This window comes from Sutterella wadsworthensis 2_1_59BFAA (assembly GCF_000297775.1).
Lineage (GTDB): Bacteria > Pseudomonadota > Gammaproteobacteria > Burkholderiales > Burkholderiaceae_F > Sutterella > Sutterella wadsworthensis_A.
Map to the genome: position 1 here is coordinate 102,114 of NZ_JH815519.1, position 13,648 is coordinate 115,761.

Genomic DNA, 13,648 nt, shown 5'->3' on the forward strand with positions numbered 1-13,648 from the left:
GCGGATTAGCCAAATAGCTCAACAGTAGCCGGCCGTTCAGGCCGGCTTTTGACGACCCGCTATTTGGCCAAACAGCCAAATAGGTCTCAACCATGACATCCATCATCTTCAGAGAGGGCGACAAGCCTCATGCTCAAAAGCTTCGGTACGGAGCCGCCGCTGCGGCGGTGCTCCTTTCGTGGTTTGCTCTCTACCGCTGGGCGGAACCTGCCTCAAGCTTGATCGTCTTCGAGCTTCTGGGCCTCTCGCCCGCTTCCAGAACCGGCGCGGCGCTGCAGTTCTTTCTTTATGACAGCACGAAGATTCTGCTTCTGCTCGTGCTGATGATCTATCTGATCTCGCTTCTACGAGCAGGGCTCAATCCGGACCGCGTCCGTGCAATCCTCGCGGGCCGCTCGCGCCTGCCCGGCTACGGCCTCGGAGCGCTCTTCGGCGCCATCACTCCCTTCTGCTCGTGCTCGAGCGTGCCGCTCTTCATTGGCTTCACCGCCGGTGGAATTCCGTTCGGGATCACCATGGCCTTTCTGATCACCTCTCCCGTCATCAACGAGGTGGCCGTCGTCCTGCTCTGGGAACTGCTCGGCTGGAAGCTGACGCTTCTCTACGTCGCAACGGGGCTTCTGATCGGCATTCTCGGCGGTCTGTTCGTTGACGCCATCCATGCCGGACGGTGGCTGCAGCCCTTCCTCCTTCAGTCCTTCGATGCGGATGCCTCCGGCCAGGCCGTCCACGGGAACCCGAGTCTCGGCCTGCAGGCAAGGCACGCCTTTGCGCTGTCGGAAACCCGCGACATTCTGCGCAGAGTTGCCAAATGGGTCTTCATCGGCGTTGGCGCAGCAGCTTTCATCCACGGCTGGGTTCCCGAAGGCTGGCTGCTCGAGCACTTCTCCTCCGACCGCCTCTGGAGCGTGCCCGCCGCCGTTCTGGTCGGCCTTCCCCTCTACACAAATGTCACGGGCATCGTGCCCGTCATGGAAAACCTCCTTCTGAAGGGGCTTCCCCTCGGCACCACGCTCGCCTTCTGCATCTCTGGCGTCGCCGCCAGTCTGCCTGAGCTCATCATGCTCAGGCAGGTGATGACCGATCGGCTCATCGCCGTTTTCCTCGGATTCCTGCTTGTCGCGATCACGGCGGCAGGCTGGCTTCTCAACCTTCTCGCGCCCATGCTCAAATAAGAAGCCGGCGCTCAAACTTCACAAAAGGACAAAAACATGCACATCAGGATTCTGGGAACTGGCTGCAGCCGATGCACCCGCCTTGAACAGCTCGTGAGGGAGCGCGCCGCAGAGCTCCGCCCCGAGGCCATCATCGAAAAAGTCACCGACGTCATGCAGATGCTTCGCCTCGGCGTCATGAGCACGCCTTCGATCCTCATCGACGACAAGCCCGTGGCAGTCGGCCGCGTCCCCTCCCGCGAGGAGATCGATGAATGGCTGCGGCAGGAATGAAGATGCCCGCCGTCCTCTTCTGCTGCACTCACAACAGATGCCGAAGCCGCATGGCCGAAGCCGTCGCCCGACATCTTCTTCCCGGCTGGACATTCATGTCGGCGGGATCCGCACCCGCAGGCGGCATCGATCCCGGTGCAGAGGCCGCGCTGCGCGAGTCGGGACTCGAAGCATCAGGCCCCGCACGACGCGTGCAGGACCTCGACCTTTCGGCATTTGATCTCATCGTCACGCTCTGCGCTCAGGAGGAAAGCTGCCTGTGGCTTCCGCCCGCTCTCTCGAGGCGTGTTCTGCACGTTCCCTTCGAAGATCCGTCCCGTCTCGGCGCCGACACGCCGCAAAGCGTCCGCAACGAGGCCTTCAGGCATCTCATGATCGAACTCGGCGCCTTCTGCCTCACGCTTCCCGACACGCTCGAGAAGATTCATGCGGCAGAGGATATGCGTCGTTCGTGAAAAAATCCGAACGTCCGTTCGTTTTGCCGTAAAATGTCGCATGTTCTCAAACAAGCCCGATCGTCCGACAACCCCGCGGGACGAGCGGAACGACACAAGCACAAACGGAGAGACCCCTTGAGCAACCTCGAATGCAAGCACCGCCTCTACAAGAAGGTCGGCCTGATCGGCAAGGCCTTCAGCCATGAAGTCAGGCTCGAGCTCATCGAGCTCCTCTCCCAGTGTCCGCAGACCGTCGAAAAGCTGTCCGAGATGCTCGACGAGGACTACAAGAGCATCAGCGCGCACCTGCGCGTCCTCTATCGCGCGGGGCTCGTGACCTGCACCCGCAACGGCCGCTTCCAGCGCTACGGACTTGCGAGCCCCAAGGTGGCGGCGCTTGCCGTCATGATCCGAGAGACGGCAGAGCAGAGCATCGCCGAACTTTCCAGTCTCGAGGCCGAAAGCGGCATTCCCAACGCCTCGCTCGGCATCGAGGACGCCGTTCACTACGCCTCCGAAGGCAAGCTCATCCTGCTCGACGTCCGCCCCGAGGAGGAATTTGCGGCGGGACACCTTCCCCACGCCGTCAACATGCCCATCGAAACGCTCGGCAAGCGCGTGCACGAGCTGCCCCGAGGCATGGCGCTCGCCGCCTACTGCCGCGGTCCCTACTGCTTCCTCGCGCACGAGGCGGCAGCCATTCTCGAAGCTTCGGGCCGACGCCTGCAGGTGATCCCCTCGGGCGTCATGGAGTGGTCGAGCAGGGGCGCCGAACTCGAGTCCGCGAGCCCCGAGGAATCCCAGGAAACGCCGCCGCGACGCGGCATCAGAACGAAGGCCTGAGGCCGACGGATCCCTGACGAAGGACAAAATGACGAAAGCCCGCCGCTTGAACAAAGACGGCGGGCTTTTCCTTTGGGAGAGCGTGAACTTCAGAGTTCGCTCATCGCGTGCCTGAGCCTCAGTCCCGCGAGCACGGCGTCATAGTGCGCGTACATCGCGTTCATGTCGCTCGAGAGCCTGAGCGTTTCCGCATCGAGCACCTCGGTGTGGGAGACGAGCCCGTGGCGGTAGCGCTCGCGCACGGCGCGCAGGTTCTCGTCGGCCTGCGCAAGGGCGCTCTGCGCGACACCAAGGCGTTCGTCCGCCTCGTTCACGTTGAGCAGGCACTGCCGGACGGCAAGTTCGACGAGCGAGCCCGCCTCGGCCTTCTGATGCTCGAGCGCGGCGCGCTTTTTGCCGATCTCGGTGACGTTCGCGGCGCGCACGCCGCCGTCGAGGATGTTCCACTTCATCGTGACGCCGACCATCCAGCCGCGGTCGCGGGCGAGGTACGGATCGTCCTGTCTCATCCAGCCGCCGGCCAGAGCCACCTGCGGGAGATAGGCGCCCTTTTCGGCCTTCGCCTGCGCGGCGAGCGCCGCGTCGGCGTGCCTGATGCCCTCGATGGCGGCGTTCTTTCTGACGGCGCGCTCGACGAGCGTAGCCTCGCCGCCCTGAAGGACCTCGGGGAGCGCAGGCTCCTCAAGGCGGGCCTCGGCGTCGAGCGGCCTGCCGATCTCGCGGTTGTAGGCGGACTTCGCGAGGCTGAGCGCGTTTCTTGCGCGGATCACGTCCTGACGAGCGTTCTTCACCCAGACCTCGGCCGCCAGACGGTCGGTCTTGACGACGAAGCCCTTTTTGAAGAGCTTCTCGACGTCGGCGGCGTGGGCCTGGAGCGTGCGCTCGTGAAGCTCGGCGAGTTCAAGCGCGCGCTGCGCCTGCAGGACGTTCACGTAGCGCTCGGCCACCTTCATCTTCACGTCCTGTTCGGCCCCCCTGAGCTCGCTCCCCGCACGGGCCTTCAGGGCCTTGGCGGCCTCAACGCCCGAGACGATGCGCCCGCCCGCAAAGACGGGAAGCGTCGCGACGGCGCCGTAGCCGTAGGTGCGGTCCTTCGCAAGCGGCATGGACATGCCCATGAAGCGCATCTGAGGCGCCTCCTCGAGCCTGAGGTAGTTCGCCTGCAGGTCCACGCTCGGCAGGTGCTTGCGCTCGGCGGCGCTCACAGCCGCATCGGCCGCCTCCTCGGTCGCGCGGGCGGCTTCGAGCACCCGGCTTCCCGAGAGCGCGGCGTTCCACGCGTCGTCGAGCGTCTCGGCCGCGAGCGGGCCCGCGGCCAGCGTCCCGGCCAGAAGGACGCCGATCAGCTTCTTCACATCACTCGTCATGCCTTCACCTCCGTGGCGGCCGCCTTCGTTCCGTCTTCGTCCGCATGGAACGGGAAGGCCTTGTAATACTGATAGAGCAGGATCGGAACCACGAACACCGTGCAGCACGCGCTCACGAGCGTGCCGAAGATGAGCGAGATCGCCAGTCCGCGGAAGACCGCGTCGGTGAGCATGATCAGGCTGCCGCACACGACGCACAGCGACGTGAGCAGGATCGGACGCATGCGCACGCTGCCCGCCTTGAGCACGGCTTCCTTGAGCGGCATGCCGAGCCTGAGGTTGTCGATCACGAAGTCGATGAGCAGGAACGAGTTTCTCACCACGATGCCCGCCAGCGCCGTAAAGCCGATGAGGGACGTGGCCGAGAACTGCTCGCCCAGGAGCCAGTGGCCGGGGAAGACGCCGATCACGCCCATGAAGACCGCAGAGAGGGCAATCACGGGGAGAAGGAACGACTTGTAGTAGGCCACGAGCATCAGGTAGATGCCGCCCACCGCGAAGGAGAGCGCAATGACGAGGTCCCTGTAGGAGTTGAGCATCATGCGGATCTCGCCTTCCCAGAGCAGCTCGACGCGCGACTGCGTGAGGTCGGGGCGAACCTCGGAGACGCCGAGGTTCGACGTCGCGAGCGTTCCGCCCGCCGGCAGCGCCATGCCCTCGAGCCTGTTGTTGAGGTCGATCACGGCATAGGTGGCCGTCGTCCAGCCGAGCTCGCCGCCGATGCGCGTCATGGGCACGCCGTCCTTGTGGCGGATCGTCTGCTCGGCGGCGCCCGTCTCCGTGGTCACCAGGGAGGAGAGCGCCACGCGTGCGCCGCCCGCGCCCGGCACCGTCACGCCCGAGAGGAGCGACGGATCGAACTGGGCCTCGTCGGGAATGAAGAGCCTCACGGGCACCGGCTCGCGCTCGCCGCCGACGTGCGCGTATCCGCTCACGTCGCCCGAGACGAGCTTGCGCAGGAGCCCCGCCGCTTCGGCCGCATTCACGCCCGAGAGCGCGGCCTTCTCGCGGTCGATCGCCAGACGACGCTCGACGACGTCGGCCTCGGCGTTCCTCACGATCTCGACCATGTCGTAGGTCTTGCGGAACTCGGCTTCGATACTGTCGGAGATGACCCTGAGCTCCTTGGGATCACGCCCGTAGACCTCGGTGAGGACCGTGGCGACGAGCGGAGGTCCCGGAGGATCCTCGACCACCTGGATCGTGCTGCCGGGCCATGCGGCCGCGACGGGCCTGAGCGCCTCGCGCAGCTCGCTCGCGATCTCGATCGTCGAGCGTCGGCCCGTGTCCTTGTTCGTGAAGTTCACGCGCACGGCGCCGATGTTCGAGCCCTTTTCGCCCGCGCCCTTGAGGAGCGAGTTGAAGTCGTCGATGCCGCCTTCGCCCGTCCAGCTCTGGTAGTTGACGACCTCGGGAATGCGGGAGACGACGGCCGCGACGTCGCGGACCGCGCGGTCGGTCACCTCAAGCGCCGTTCCCTCCTTCATCTTCACCGTGACGTTGAAGGTGTTCTTGTTGTCCTTGGGGAGGAACCCCATCTGCACGCCGAAGGCCGACGGTTCGCCCGCGGGCCCCTCGGGCCTGATGAACTGCCACGCGGGCAGCACGCACGAGGCCGCGAAGCTTGCCGCGAGCGCGAGCATCAGCACGAGCTCGCGCACGGGATAGCCGATCACGCGTCCCGCGACCGCGTCGTAGACGCGCGCGATGAGGATGGGCTCCTCCTTCGGGGGCTCGCCGCCCTTTTCATGGCTCATCGGAATCCAGTGCCTGCACATCCAGGGCACGACGCTGTAGGCGATGAAGAGCGAGGCGAAGATCGCCACGGGAACCGTGACGCCCACGGGATGGAAGTACTGCTTGGGCATGCCCGTGAGCGTGGGCACGAGCGAGTAGAAGACGAGCATCACCGTGAAGGTGGCCATCATCGTGGGGCTGCCGATCTCGTCGGCCGCGCGCACGACCTGCACGGGCTTGGACTCCTTCGAGCCAAGGCCGAAATGACGCACCACGTTCTCCACGACCACGATCGCGTCGTCGACGAGAAGGCCGAGCGCGATGATGAGCGCGTAGAGGCTCAGGCGGTTGATCGTGAGTCCGTCGATCTTCGTGATCGTGAGCGTGATGGCGAGAATGAGCGGAATCGAGAGCCCGACGATGAGCGCGGGCCTGCGGCCGAGGAAGAGCCAGGTCACGGCCACGACCGAGACGAGCGCGATGCCGAGATGCTCGAGGAGGAGGTTCACGGCGTCGTTCGCGCGCTCGCCGTCGTTTCGCGTCACGACGACATGCACGCCCTCGGGCACCGTGGCCTTCATGCGCTCGACGCGCTCGATGACCTGGTCGGCCACCTCGACGGCGTTCGTGTTCTTTTTCTTCGCCACGGCGAGCGTGACGGCGTTCATCTCGCGTCCGCCCGTGAGCACGTAGTTGTCGGCGTCGCTTCGCCCGTAGGCAAAGCGCGTCGTCATCGTGCGCCGCGCGGCGGGCCCGTCCGTGATCTCGGCCACGTCGCCGAGCCTCAGGGTGCGGCCCGAGAAGACGCCGATCGGCAGGCTGCGCAGCTCGTCGACGCCTTCGATGCCGTTGGCGAGCCTCACCTTCTGCTCAAGGCCGTTTTCAACCACGCTGCCGAGCGGGGCCGCCACGTTCGAGGCGGCGACCGCCATGCGCACGGAGTCGAGCGTCGCCCCGAAGCTCTGAAGCCTTTCGGGATCGATCGCGACCGTGAACTCGCGGCTGCGGCCGCCTTCCACCGTCGTCGTCGAGACGTCGGCCATGCTGAGGAGCTCGTCGCGCATCGCATTGGCGATGCGTCTGAGCGCAAAGTCGTCGTACTTCTCGCTCGCAAGCGTGACCGTCACCGCCGCCACGTCGTCCGCGTCGGCGCTCACGATCATCGGCACGGACGCCGCCGCAGGCAGCAGGTGCCGTCCGCTGTAGACGCGGTCGTAGAGCTTGTTGAGCGACGCCTCCTTCTCCTCGCCCACCTTGAAGCGGACGGTGAGGCGCGCGACCGAGTCGGACGCCGCGCCTTCGGTATGGTCGACGCCCGGAATCTGGTTGACGATCGCCTCAAGGGGCTTGAGCACGGTCTGCTCGACCTCGGAGGGCATGGCGCCCGGCAGCACCACCTGAACGAGGGCGCCGGGCATCGTGATCTGCGGATTCTCCTCGCGGGGCGTGGAGAGCACCGCCCAGAGGCCGCAGATGAGACAGCCGAGAATGACGATCGAGGTGAGCTTGGAGTCGACGAAGAACTCCGAGAGCTTCCCCGTGATGTGTCCTGCTACGCGCATGAGCGCCTCCCGCTAGTTCTGACGATCGGCGATCCTGACGGGCGAGCCCTCGTTGAGGGTCGCCCTGGGCGAATCGACCACGACCTCGCCGCCCTCGAGGCCCGCAAGCACCGTGACGAAGTCGCCGCGACGCTCGCCGAGCCTGAGCCAGCGGAACTTCGCCTCGCCGTCCCTGACGACGAAGACGCCTTCAAGGCCTGCGCGCTTCGTGAGGGCCGAAGCCGCCACGCGCACTTCGGACGTGCCCGCAAGCTCGAAGACGGCCGTGCCGAAGGTGCCGGGCATCACGTCCGCCGCATCCCCGCTGAAGGCAATCTTCACGAGACAGGTGCGCGTGAGTTGGTCGGCGGAGTGCACGACGCGCTCGACTGCGCCCGCAAGCGGCGCCCTGCCCTTGAGCTCGATCCTGACGGCCATGCCTTCCCTGACGCCGGGCGCGAACGATTCGGGCACGTAGGTCTCGAAGACGGGCGCGCCCGCGCTCTCCATCATGACGATGGGGGCGCCCGGCGTCACGAGGTCGCCCTCGCGCTTGACGAGCATCACCACCGTGCCGTCGAAGGGCGCGCGCACGTCGGCGTACTCGAGCTGCACGCGGGCTGCGTCGAGCTGCGCCTCGGCAGCCCTGAGCCTCGAGGCCGCGGCCTCGTGGTTGAGCCTCACCTTGCGCCACTCGTTGTCGGAGACGACGCCGTCCTCGTGAAGCGAACGGAACTTGCGCATGTCGACCGCCGCATCGCGCTCGGCGGCTCGGGCGGCCGCAAGCGACGCCTCGGCCGCCTCGATCCCCGCCCTGACGTCCGTGACGTCGAGCCTGGCGACGGAGTCACCCTTCGAGACGCGCGCGCCTTCACGGGCGGGCAGCGCCCTCAGATAGGCCGTGACGCGGGAGGCGATCGCCACGCGTTCGCGCGCGGCGGCCGTGCCGCTTGTCGTATAGGCGCCGGACACGTTGCTCTGCAGCGCCGCGGGAACGACCGTCTCGACCGCGCCCTGTGCGGGCGCCGCAGGCTCCGGAGCCTCCTTGCAGCCCGAGAGCGCCAGAAGCGCGGCGAAGAAGCCCGCCGCAAGGCCCGTTTTCAGAAATCTCATGACGCCTCCCGTCACCTGGGACTGACATGCACCTCAAGCAGTCCCGCCACGTATTCGATCATCTCCGCCTCTTCGTAGAGGCCGGGACCCGCCCCGGGAATCCGCTCGATGAGCATGCGGCCCTCGTAGGGCATGAAGCACAGCGAGCAGAGCGAGAGCACCCAGCGCCTGCGGTCGCCCGTCACGCCGAGCTCGGCCGCGAAGCCCATCATCAGGTCGAAGAAGCGCTTGAGGGGCTTCGTCGCGAAGATGAGCGCATTCTCGCGGTCCGTGTCGATGAGCACGCGCTGAAAGAGAATGCAGCCGTCGTTGTTAGAGGAAAAGCGCCCGATGATGCGGGCGATGACGCGGCGCAGCCTCTCGGGAGGCGTGCCGTCCTGAATGCGCACCACCTCCTCGATGCTGTCCGTCACCTGCTTGATCGCATGGTCGACCGCATGCCTGTAGAGGTCGATCTTGTCGGAAAAATGGTAGTAGATCGCCGCCTGCGTGAAGCCGACCTCAAGCGCAACCTCGCGCATCGAAACGCCTGCATACCCGTTGCGGGCGAAAAGCCTCAGCGCGACTTCAAGCACGGTGGCGCGGGCGTCGGCCCCTCTCTGTTTTCTGGGATCCCTTGTGGTGGTCATCTTCGTTCCCTTTTCTGCTGCTGCTGTTGTTGTCGAACGCACTTACTGATCGTTCAGTAAGTATCCTTGTTTTCAGTATACGTCAGCTGCGGCAGAAGAAAAACCGGCTTCAGGGAAAACGAAAACCCCTCCGACGGCACTGCGGCGGAGGGGTTTTCAAATGGAATATCCGGATGCTTATTCCGAACGCCTCTTCGAAAGGCGAAGGGCGTCGGCGGCCGAGAGGAAGGCGATGACGGCTCCCCAGATCATGACGACGGGCGCGGTGGTCTCGGCGCAGGGCGCGTTCTCGACGGCGCACGGGCCGATGACGAAGGCGGCGGCTAGCGTGATGACGATGCCGAGCAGCATGTTCATGAGCTGGATGCCCGCCGCAAGGCCTGCGGACGAGAACTGCAGCATGACGCCCGCAAGGGCGCTCGCGAAGCCGAGGACGGCCGTCATGCGCACGAGATAGAAGCACGGCGCGGCGGCGTCCTTGTGAAACGGCAGGACGAACATGACGGCGATCGTGAGGCCGAGGCCCACGAGCATCATCAGAAAGCCGGAGAGAAAGGCGGGACGCTTCATGTTGAAAAAGACTCCAGTGAATTCGGTGCGGGATGCGGGAAGGCGAATTCTACCCGTCCCGCACCCTCGGCTCAAGCCCTCGATCAACCCTTGCTGCCGGGGATGCCGGGCGGGCGCGGGCGGCCCGTGCGGTGCATGTCGCCGTCCTGCATCAGGTGGACCGCATCGTTGAGGGTGCCCGTGTGCACCGTGGCGGGGAGGCTTCTCTCGAGCTGCGGCGACTCGTCGGCCTGCTCCTCGCCGCGCCTCTCGACCACCTCGCGGGCCACGCGGCCGTTGCCGCCCGACTCGTAGATGCTGACGGTCTCGGGGCCCATGTCGGCGATGACGGAGACGTCCTTCATCTGGGAGGGGATCGTCATCGTGAACTTCACGCCCCGCGAGCCGTTGCGTGCGACCGTGATGTTGCCCGCATGGCGCTCGGCGATGTTGGCGACGATCGAGAGCCCGAGGCCCATGCCGGCCTCGCCCTTGCTCGTCTGCAGCGGCTTGAAGAAGCGCGAGAGCTGCTCGTCCGAGATGTAGGGACCGTTGTCGCCCACCGTCAGGATCCATGTGTGCTCGTCGCTCGGATAGAGGCAGACCTCGATCTTCGGATCGGGAATGCCCGAAATGGCGTCGGCGGCGTTCTTGAGGAGGTTGAGCACCACGAGCTCGATCTCCCAGCCGTCGACCTCGGCCATGCTGTGCGGATGCATGCGCACCGTCAGCTCGGCGTCGGTCGTGCGCGAGCGCCTGAAGGTCTGGATGGCGTTCTCGATGATGATCGAGAGGTCGGAGACCTTGCGCGGCGGATAGTCGTGCTTGGCGTAGGAGCGCACGCGCTCGACGATCTTGCTCGCGCGTTCGGCCTGCAGGACGATCTCCCTCAGGGCTAGTTCGAGCTTCTCGCGCTCGACGTCTCCGCGCCCGAGGCGCCTCAGAAGGCCGTTGCCGTAGTTGGTGATGGCGCCCAGAGGCTGCTTGAGCTCGTGCGCGATGATGGTCGACATCTGGCCCACGATGCCCGTGCGCTCGAGGTTCGCGATGTGCTGCCTCGACTGCGCGGCCTCGGCCTCGATGCGATCGCGCTGGTCCAGAGCGTCGCGAAGCGCCCTCGTGCGACGGCGCACCAGGATCGAGAGCGTCGTCGTGTACGTGAGCACGAGGAAGATCACGAGCATGATGAGCGCGATGATCTCGGCGTGCTCCCTCACGAAGCGCTGGAAGCTCCAGCCCGCAAGGTCGCTGTAGGGACCGATCTTGAGCGTGTAGAAGAGGTCGAAGACGGGACGGTTCGTCACGGGCAGCGCCCATTCGGCCCCGTACTTGATGCTCGACATGCCGAGCAGCACGGCGGTCATCGCCTTCTTGAGCGTCGGATCGATGTCGTTGACGGCCGCAAAGACGCGGCCGGGGTAGACCTCGGTCGAGTGGACGCAGGAGAGGCCGTCCTTCTTCTTGGGATTGAGGACCTCGATCTCGTCCATCGGAAAGGACGGATCAAGCGCGAGCTGCTCGAGCGCGCAGGCGGGCAGAAGCCCCACGCGCTCCCTGCCCGCGAGCACGTATTCGACGAGGTCGCGCTGCGAGTTGTTCGTGAAGGTCGTCCTCGAGAGCAGGTCCTCGTAGCCGATGCGGCGGCGCTTGACGAGCTCGCCCGCGCCGATGAGCCAGGCCGACATCGACTTCGGAGTCATGGCGGCGAGCTCGTGCGTGGCGACGTAGGTGAGCGGATCGTGAACTGCGGAGCCGTCGGCGGGCTTTTTGCGGAAGAAGGTCGAGGCCATCGCCTCGCTCGGACTGTCGCCCGTGCCGGGCCACATGACGGCGATCTGCTCGACGCCGCCCATGGCCTGCTCGAGGGCGTAGAAGGACTGGTCCGCGATGAAGAAGTCCACGCCGCCCGTGCGGATCGACTGCGACAGGTCGCGGTCGTTCAGATAATAGATGTTCACGTTCTGCGAGCCGAACATGACGCGGATGAACTCCTTCGTCGCGTTGATCATCTCGGCGTCAGGCTCTGATCCGGGCTCGTTGTGGACCGCGATGCGCATCGGACGCTGGAAGTTCAGCTGTCCCACGGCCTCGGGACGCTCGAGGCCGTCGTCGGGCACTCCGCCGCCGTCGCGGCTGATGATGGGCGAGCGGTCGCGCTGGTGCGGATTGATGATCGCGAGCACGTCCCCCGAGGGCGTGCCCGTGCTCGTGCCCATGCCGAGGTAGGATGCGCTGACGGCGGCCCCGAAGGCGCACGACGCGATCCCGAGGGCCGCGGCGCCTGCAAGAGCCGCCCTGATGATGTGGCTAAGCATAGGTGGGTTTGTGCCGGCGGCAGGCGGGCGTGGCCGTGCGCACTGCAGCCGGGTGAGGCAAAATGTTCGTACGAAAAACTGTCCTAATTGTGCCACCTGCCGACCGAATCATGTCCGAAAAAGCACTGAAGCCTGCGCTGACCGACGTCGGGCTACGATATAACACCAAGCTCGCGGACGTGCTCCCGCCAGACCTCGCCGAGCCGCTCAGGACCTTCGGCATCGAGACGGCCGAGGACCTCTACGAGTGCGCCGCCAACGCGGGCGCCTCGTGGTTCCGCCCCGTCACGGGCATCGACGCCTCGACGGCCACGGCCCTCATGACCTGGCTTCACAGGAACGGCAGGGACGTGGGCGAAGTGACCGAACGCTTCTTCCTGCCGGGCTGCGCGCCCTCGCCCGAATCTCGCTCCGTCGCGACCCAGGCCTCCGACGAGGGCATCGTGCCCATGGAGCGCCTCGTCGTGCCCGAAGGCCTGCGCGGAGACCGCGGCCTCAACAGGGCGCCCGCCATGGCCTGTTCGCTCGACGCCGAGGACGACCTCTCGGCCATCCGCGTCTGGCTTCAGGCACGCGCCTCCAATCCCAACACGCAGGCGAGCTACAGAAAGGAGGCCGAGCGCTACCTTCTCTGGTGCCTGCTTGAGCGCCGCACGGCGCTCTCCTCCGTGAGGGCGGGCGACGCGGCGCTCTTCCTGCGCTGGCTCGAGGGGCTCGGCCGCACCGACGAGAAGGCCTGGGCGCAGCAGTGGCGCATTCCCCAGAGCCGCTGGATCGGTCCCAAGAACATGCCCCGCACCTCGCCCGCCTGGCGTCCCTTCAACGGCCCGCTCTCCGCAACGAGCCGAAGAAACGCCGTCGTGGTCGTGCGCCAGCTGCACAACTTTCTCAAGAACACCGGCTACCTCATCTTCAGCCCCTTCGACCAGGTGAGCCCCAAGGTTCCGCTCCTCAAGGGCGAAGGCGCCCCGCAGGCCTTTGCGGACCGCTCGCTCACCGACGAGCAGTGGGCCGAGATCGTCTCCCGCATCGACGATCTCCCCGAAGGATGGCCGCGCGAGCGCATGAAGCTCATCCTGATGATGGGCAAGAGCCTCGGCATGCGCGCCTCCGAAATGCTCGACGCGCGCACGGGCTGGATCGTCGAGAGGCGCGTGGGCTTCAAGGTCCGCGCCGCCATCGAGATCGTCGGCAAGGGCGCCAAGGTCAGGCGCCTGCCGCTCAACGACGAGCAGCGCACGATCATCGACGACGCGCTCAGGGCCCGCGGCATTGCGGGCGTCGCGGGGTCCGATCCCGAAACGCCGCTTCTCGTCAACCTAGGCCGCGGCAGGAACGCACACGGCCCCATGACCCGAAGCGGACTCTACGTCGTGCTCACGAAGTTTCTCGAGGAAGTCGCGCTCGACGTCGCCGCCGAGCGTCCGATGGACGCCGCCAAGCTCCGCGCCTCGTCCACCCACTGGCTCAGGCACACCTTCGCCGTCAACGCCCTGACCGAGATGAGCGTCAACGTCGTGCAGGCCGCCATGGGACACGCCTCCGTGGCCACGACGGGCCGATACCTCTCGCCCGAAGAAGAGGCGATGAGCGAGGCGATGGAGAAGATGAAGGCGCTTTGATTCCGGGAAGGAAGGACGCCCGCAGAAGACAACACGGCCCCGTCTTC

At 66.0% G+C, this 13,648-nt stretch carries 11 protein-coding genes; 5 read left to right on the forward strand and 6 right to left on the reverse strand.

The genetic code is table 11. The annotated features are described in order from the left end of the window. Positions 1 to 92 precede the first annotated feature (92 nt). The 4 genes from HMPREF9465_RS09635 to HMPREF9465_RS09650 all read left to right on the forward strand — a co-directional run bounded on the left by HMPREF9465_RS09635 (position 93) and on the right by HMPREF9465_RS09650 (position 2,728). Positions 93 to 1,175 (forward strand): permease, encoded by a 1,083-nt coding sequence (locus tag HMPREF9465_RS09635; RefSeq protein WP_005436422.1) that lies wholly within the window; start codon positions 93 to 95, stop codon positions 1,173 to 1,175. A gap of 36 nt (positions 1,176 to 1,211) precedes the next feature. Next, positions 1,212 to 1,448: a thioredoxin family protein gene (locus tag HMPREF9465_RS09640; protein ID WP_005436424.1), complete on the forward strand. Its 237-nt coding sequence runs from the start codon at positions 1,212 to 1,214 to the stop codon at positions 1,446 to 1,448. Continuing rightward, the gene (locus tag HMPREF9465_RS09645) at positions 1,430 to 1,903 is read left to right on the forward strand and encodes a low molecular weight phosphatase family protein (RefSeq protein ID WP_005436426.1); all 474 of its coding nucleotides are present in this window, start codon (positions 1,430 to 1,432) and stop codon (positions 1,901 to 1,903) included. The genes HMPREF9465_RS09640 and HMPREF9465_RS09645 overlap by 19 nt, the downstream gene beginning before the upstream one ends. 117 nt (positions 1,904 to 2,020) lie before the next feature. Beyond that, positions 2,021 to 2,728, forward strand: a complete 708-nt coding sequence (locus HMPREF9465_RS09650) for an ArsR/SmtB family transcription factor (protein WP_005436427.1) — start codon at positions 2,021 to 2,023, stop codon at positions 2,726 to 2,728. Positions 2,729 to 2,817: 89 nt separating this feature from the next. On the opposite strand, the gene HMPREF9465_RS09655 is transcribed toward HMPREF9465_RS09650, so the two are convergent. The 6 genes from HMPREF9465_RS09655 to HMPREF9465_RS09680 all read right to left on the reverse strand — a co-directional run bounded on the left by HMPREF9465_RS09655 (position 2,818) and on the right by HMPREF9465_RS09680 (position 11,979). After that, positions 2,818 to 4,095 carry a TolC family protein gene (locus HMPREF9465_RS09655; protein WP_005436429.1) on the reverse strand — a complete coding sequence of 426 codons (1,278 nt, stop codon included), beginning with the start codon at positions 4,093 to 4,095 and terminating at the stop codon, positions 2,818 to 2,820. Further along, positions 4,092 to 7,394: an efflux RND transporter permease subunit gene (locus tag HMPREF9465_RS09660; RefSeq protein WP_005436431.1), complete on the reverse strand. Its 3,303-nt coding sequence runs from the start codon at positions 7,392 to 7,394 to the stop codon at positions 4,092 to 4,094. The genes HMPREF9465_RS09655 and HMPREF9465_RS09660 overlap by 4 nt, the downstream gene beginning before the upstream one ends. A gap of 12 nt (positions 7,395 to 7,406) precedes the next feature. Continuing rightward, positions 7,407 to 8,486 (reverse strand): efflux RND transporter periplasmic adaptor subunit, encoded by a 1,080-nt coding sequence (locus tag HMPREF9465_RS09665; protein ID WP_005436433.1) that lies wholly within the window; start codon positions 8,484 to 8,486, stop codon positions 7,407 to 7,409. 11 nt (positions 8,487 to 8,497) lie between these two features. Next, on the reverse strand, positions 8,498 to 9,115 hold the full coding sequence (locus tag HMPREF9465_RS12530) for a TetR/AcrR family transcriptional regulator (protein WP_005436435.1): 618 nt from the start codon (positions 9,113 to 9,115) through the stop codon (positions 8,498 to 8,500). 177 nt (positions 9,116 to 9,292) lie between these two features. Further along, positions 9,293 to 9,685: a DUF4418 family protein gene (locus HMPREF9465_RS09675; protein WP_005436436.1), complete on the reverse strand. Its 393-nt coding sequence runs from the start codon at positions 9,683 to 9,685 to the stop codon at positions 9,293 to 9,295. Between the two features lie 83 nt (positions 9,686 to 9,768). Continuing rightward, positions 9,769 to 11,979, reverse strand: a complete 2,211-nt coding sequence (locus HMPREF9465_RS09680) for an ATP-binding protein (RefSeq protein ID WP_005436438.1) — start codon at positions 11,977 to 11,979, stop codon at positions 9,769 to 9,771. 110 nt (positions 11,980 to 12,089) lie between these two features. Between HMPREF9465_RS09680 and HMPREF9465_RS09685 the strand changes: the two genes are divergently transcribed. Beyond that, positions 12,090 to 13,601, forward strand: a complete 1,512-nt coding sequence (locus tag HMPREF9465_RS09685; RefSeq protein ID WP_005436440.1) for a tyrosine-type recombinase/integrase — start codon at positions 12,090 to 12,092, stop codon at positions 13,599 to 13,601. Positions 13,602 to 13,648 lie beyond the last annotated feature (47 nt).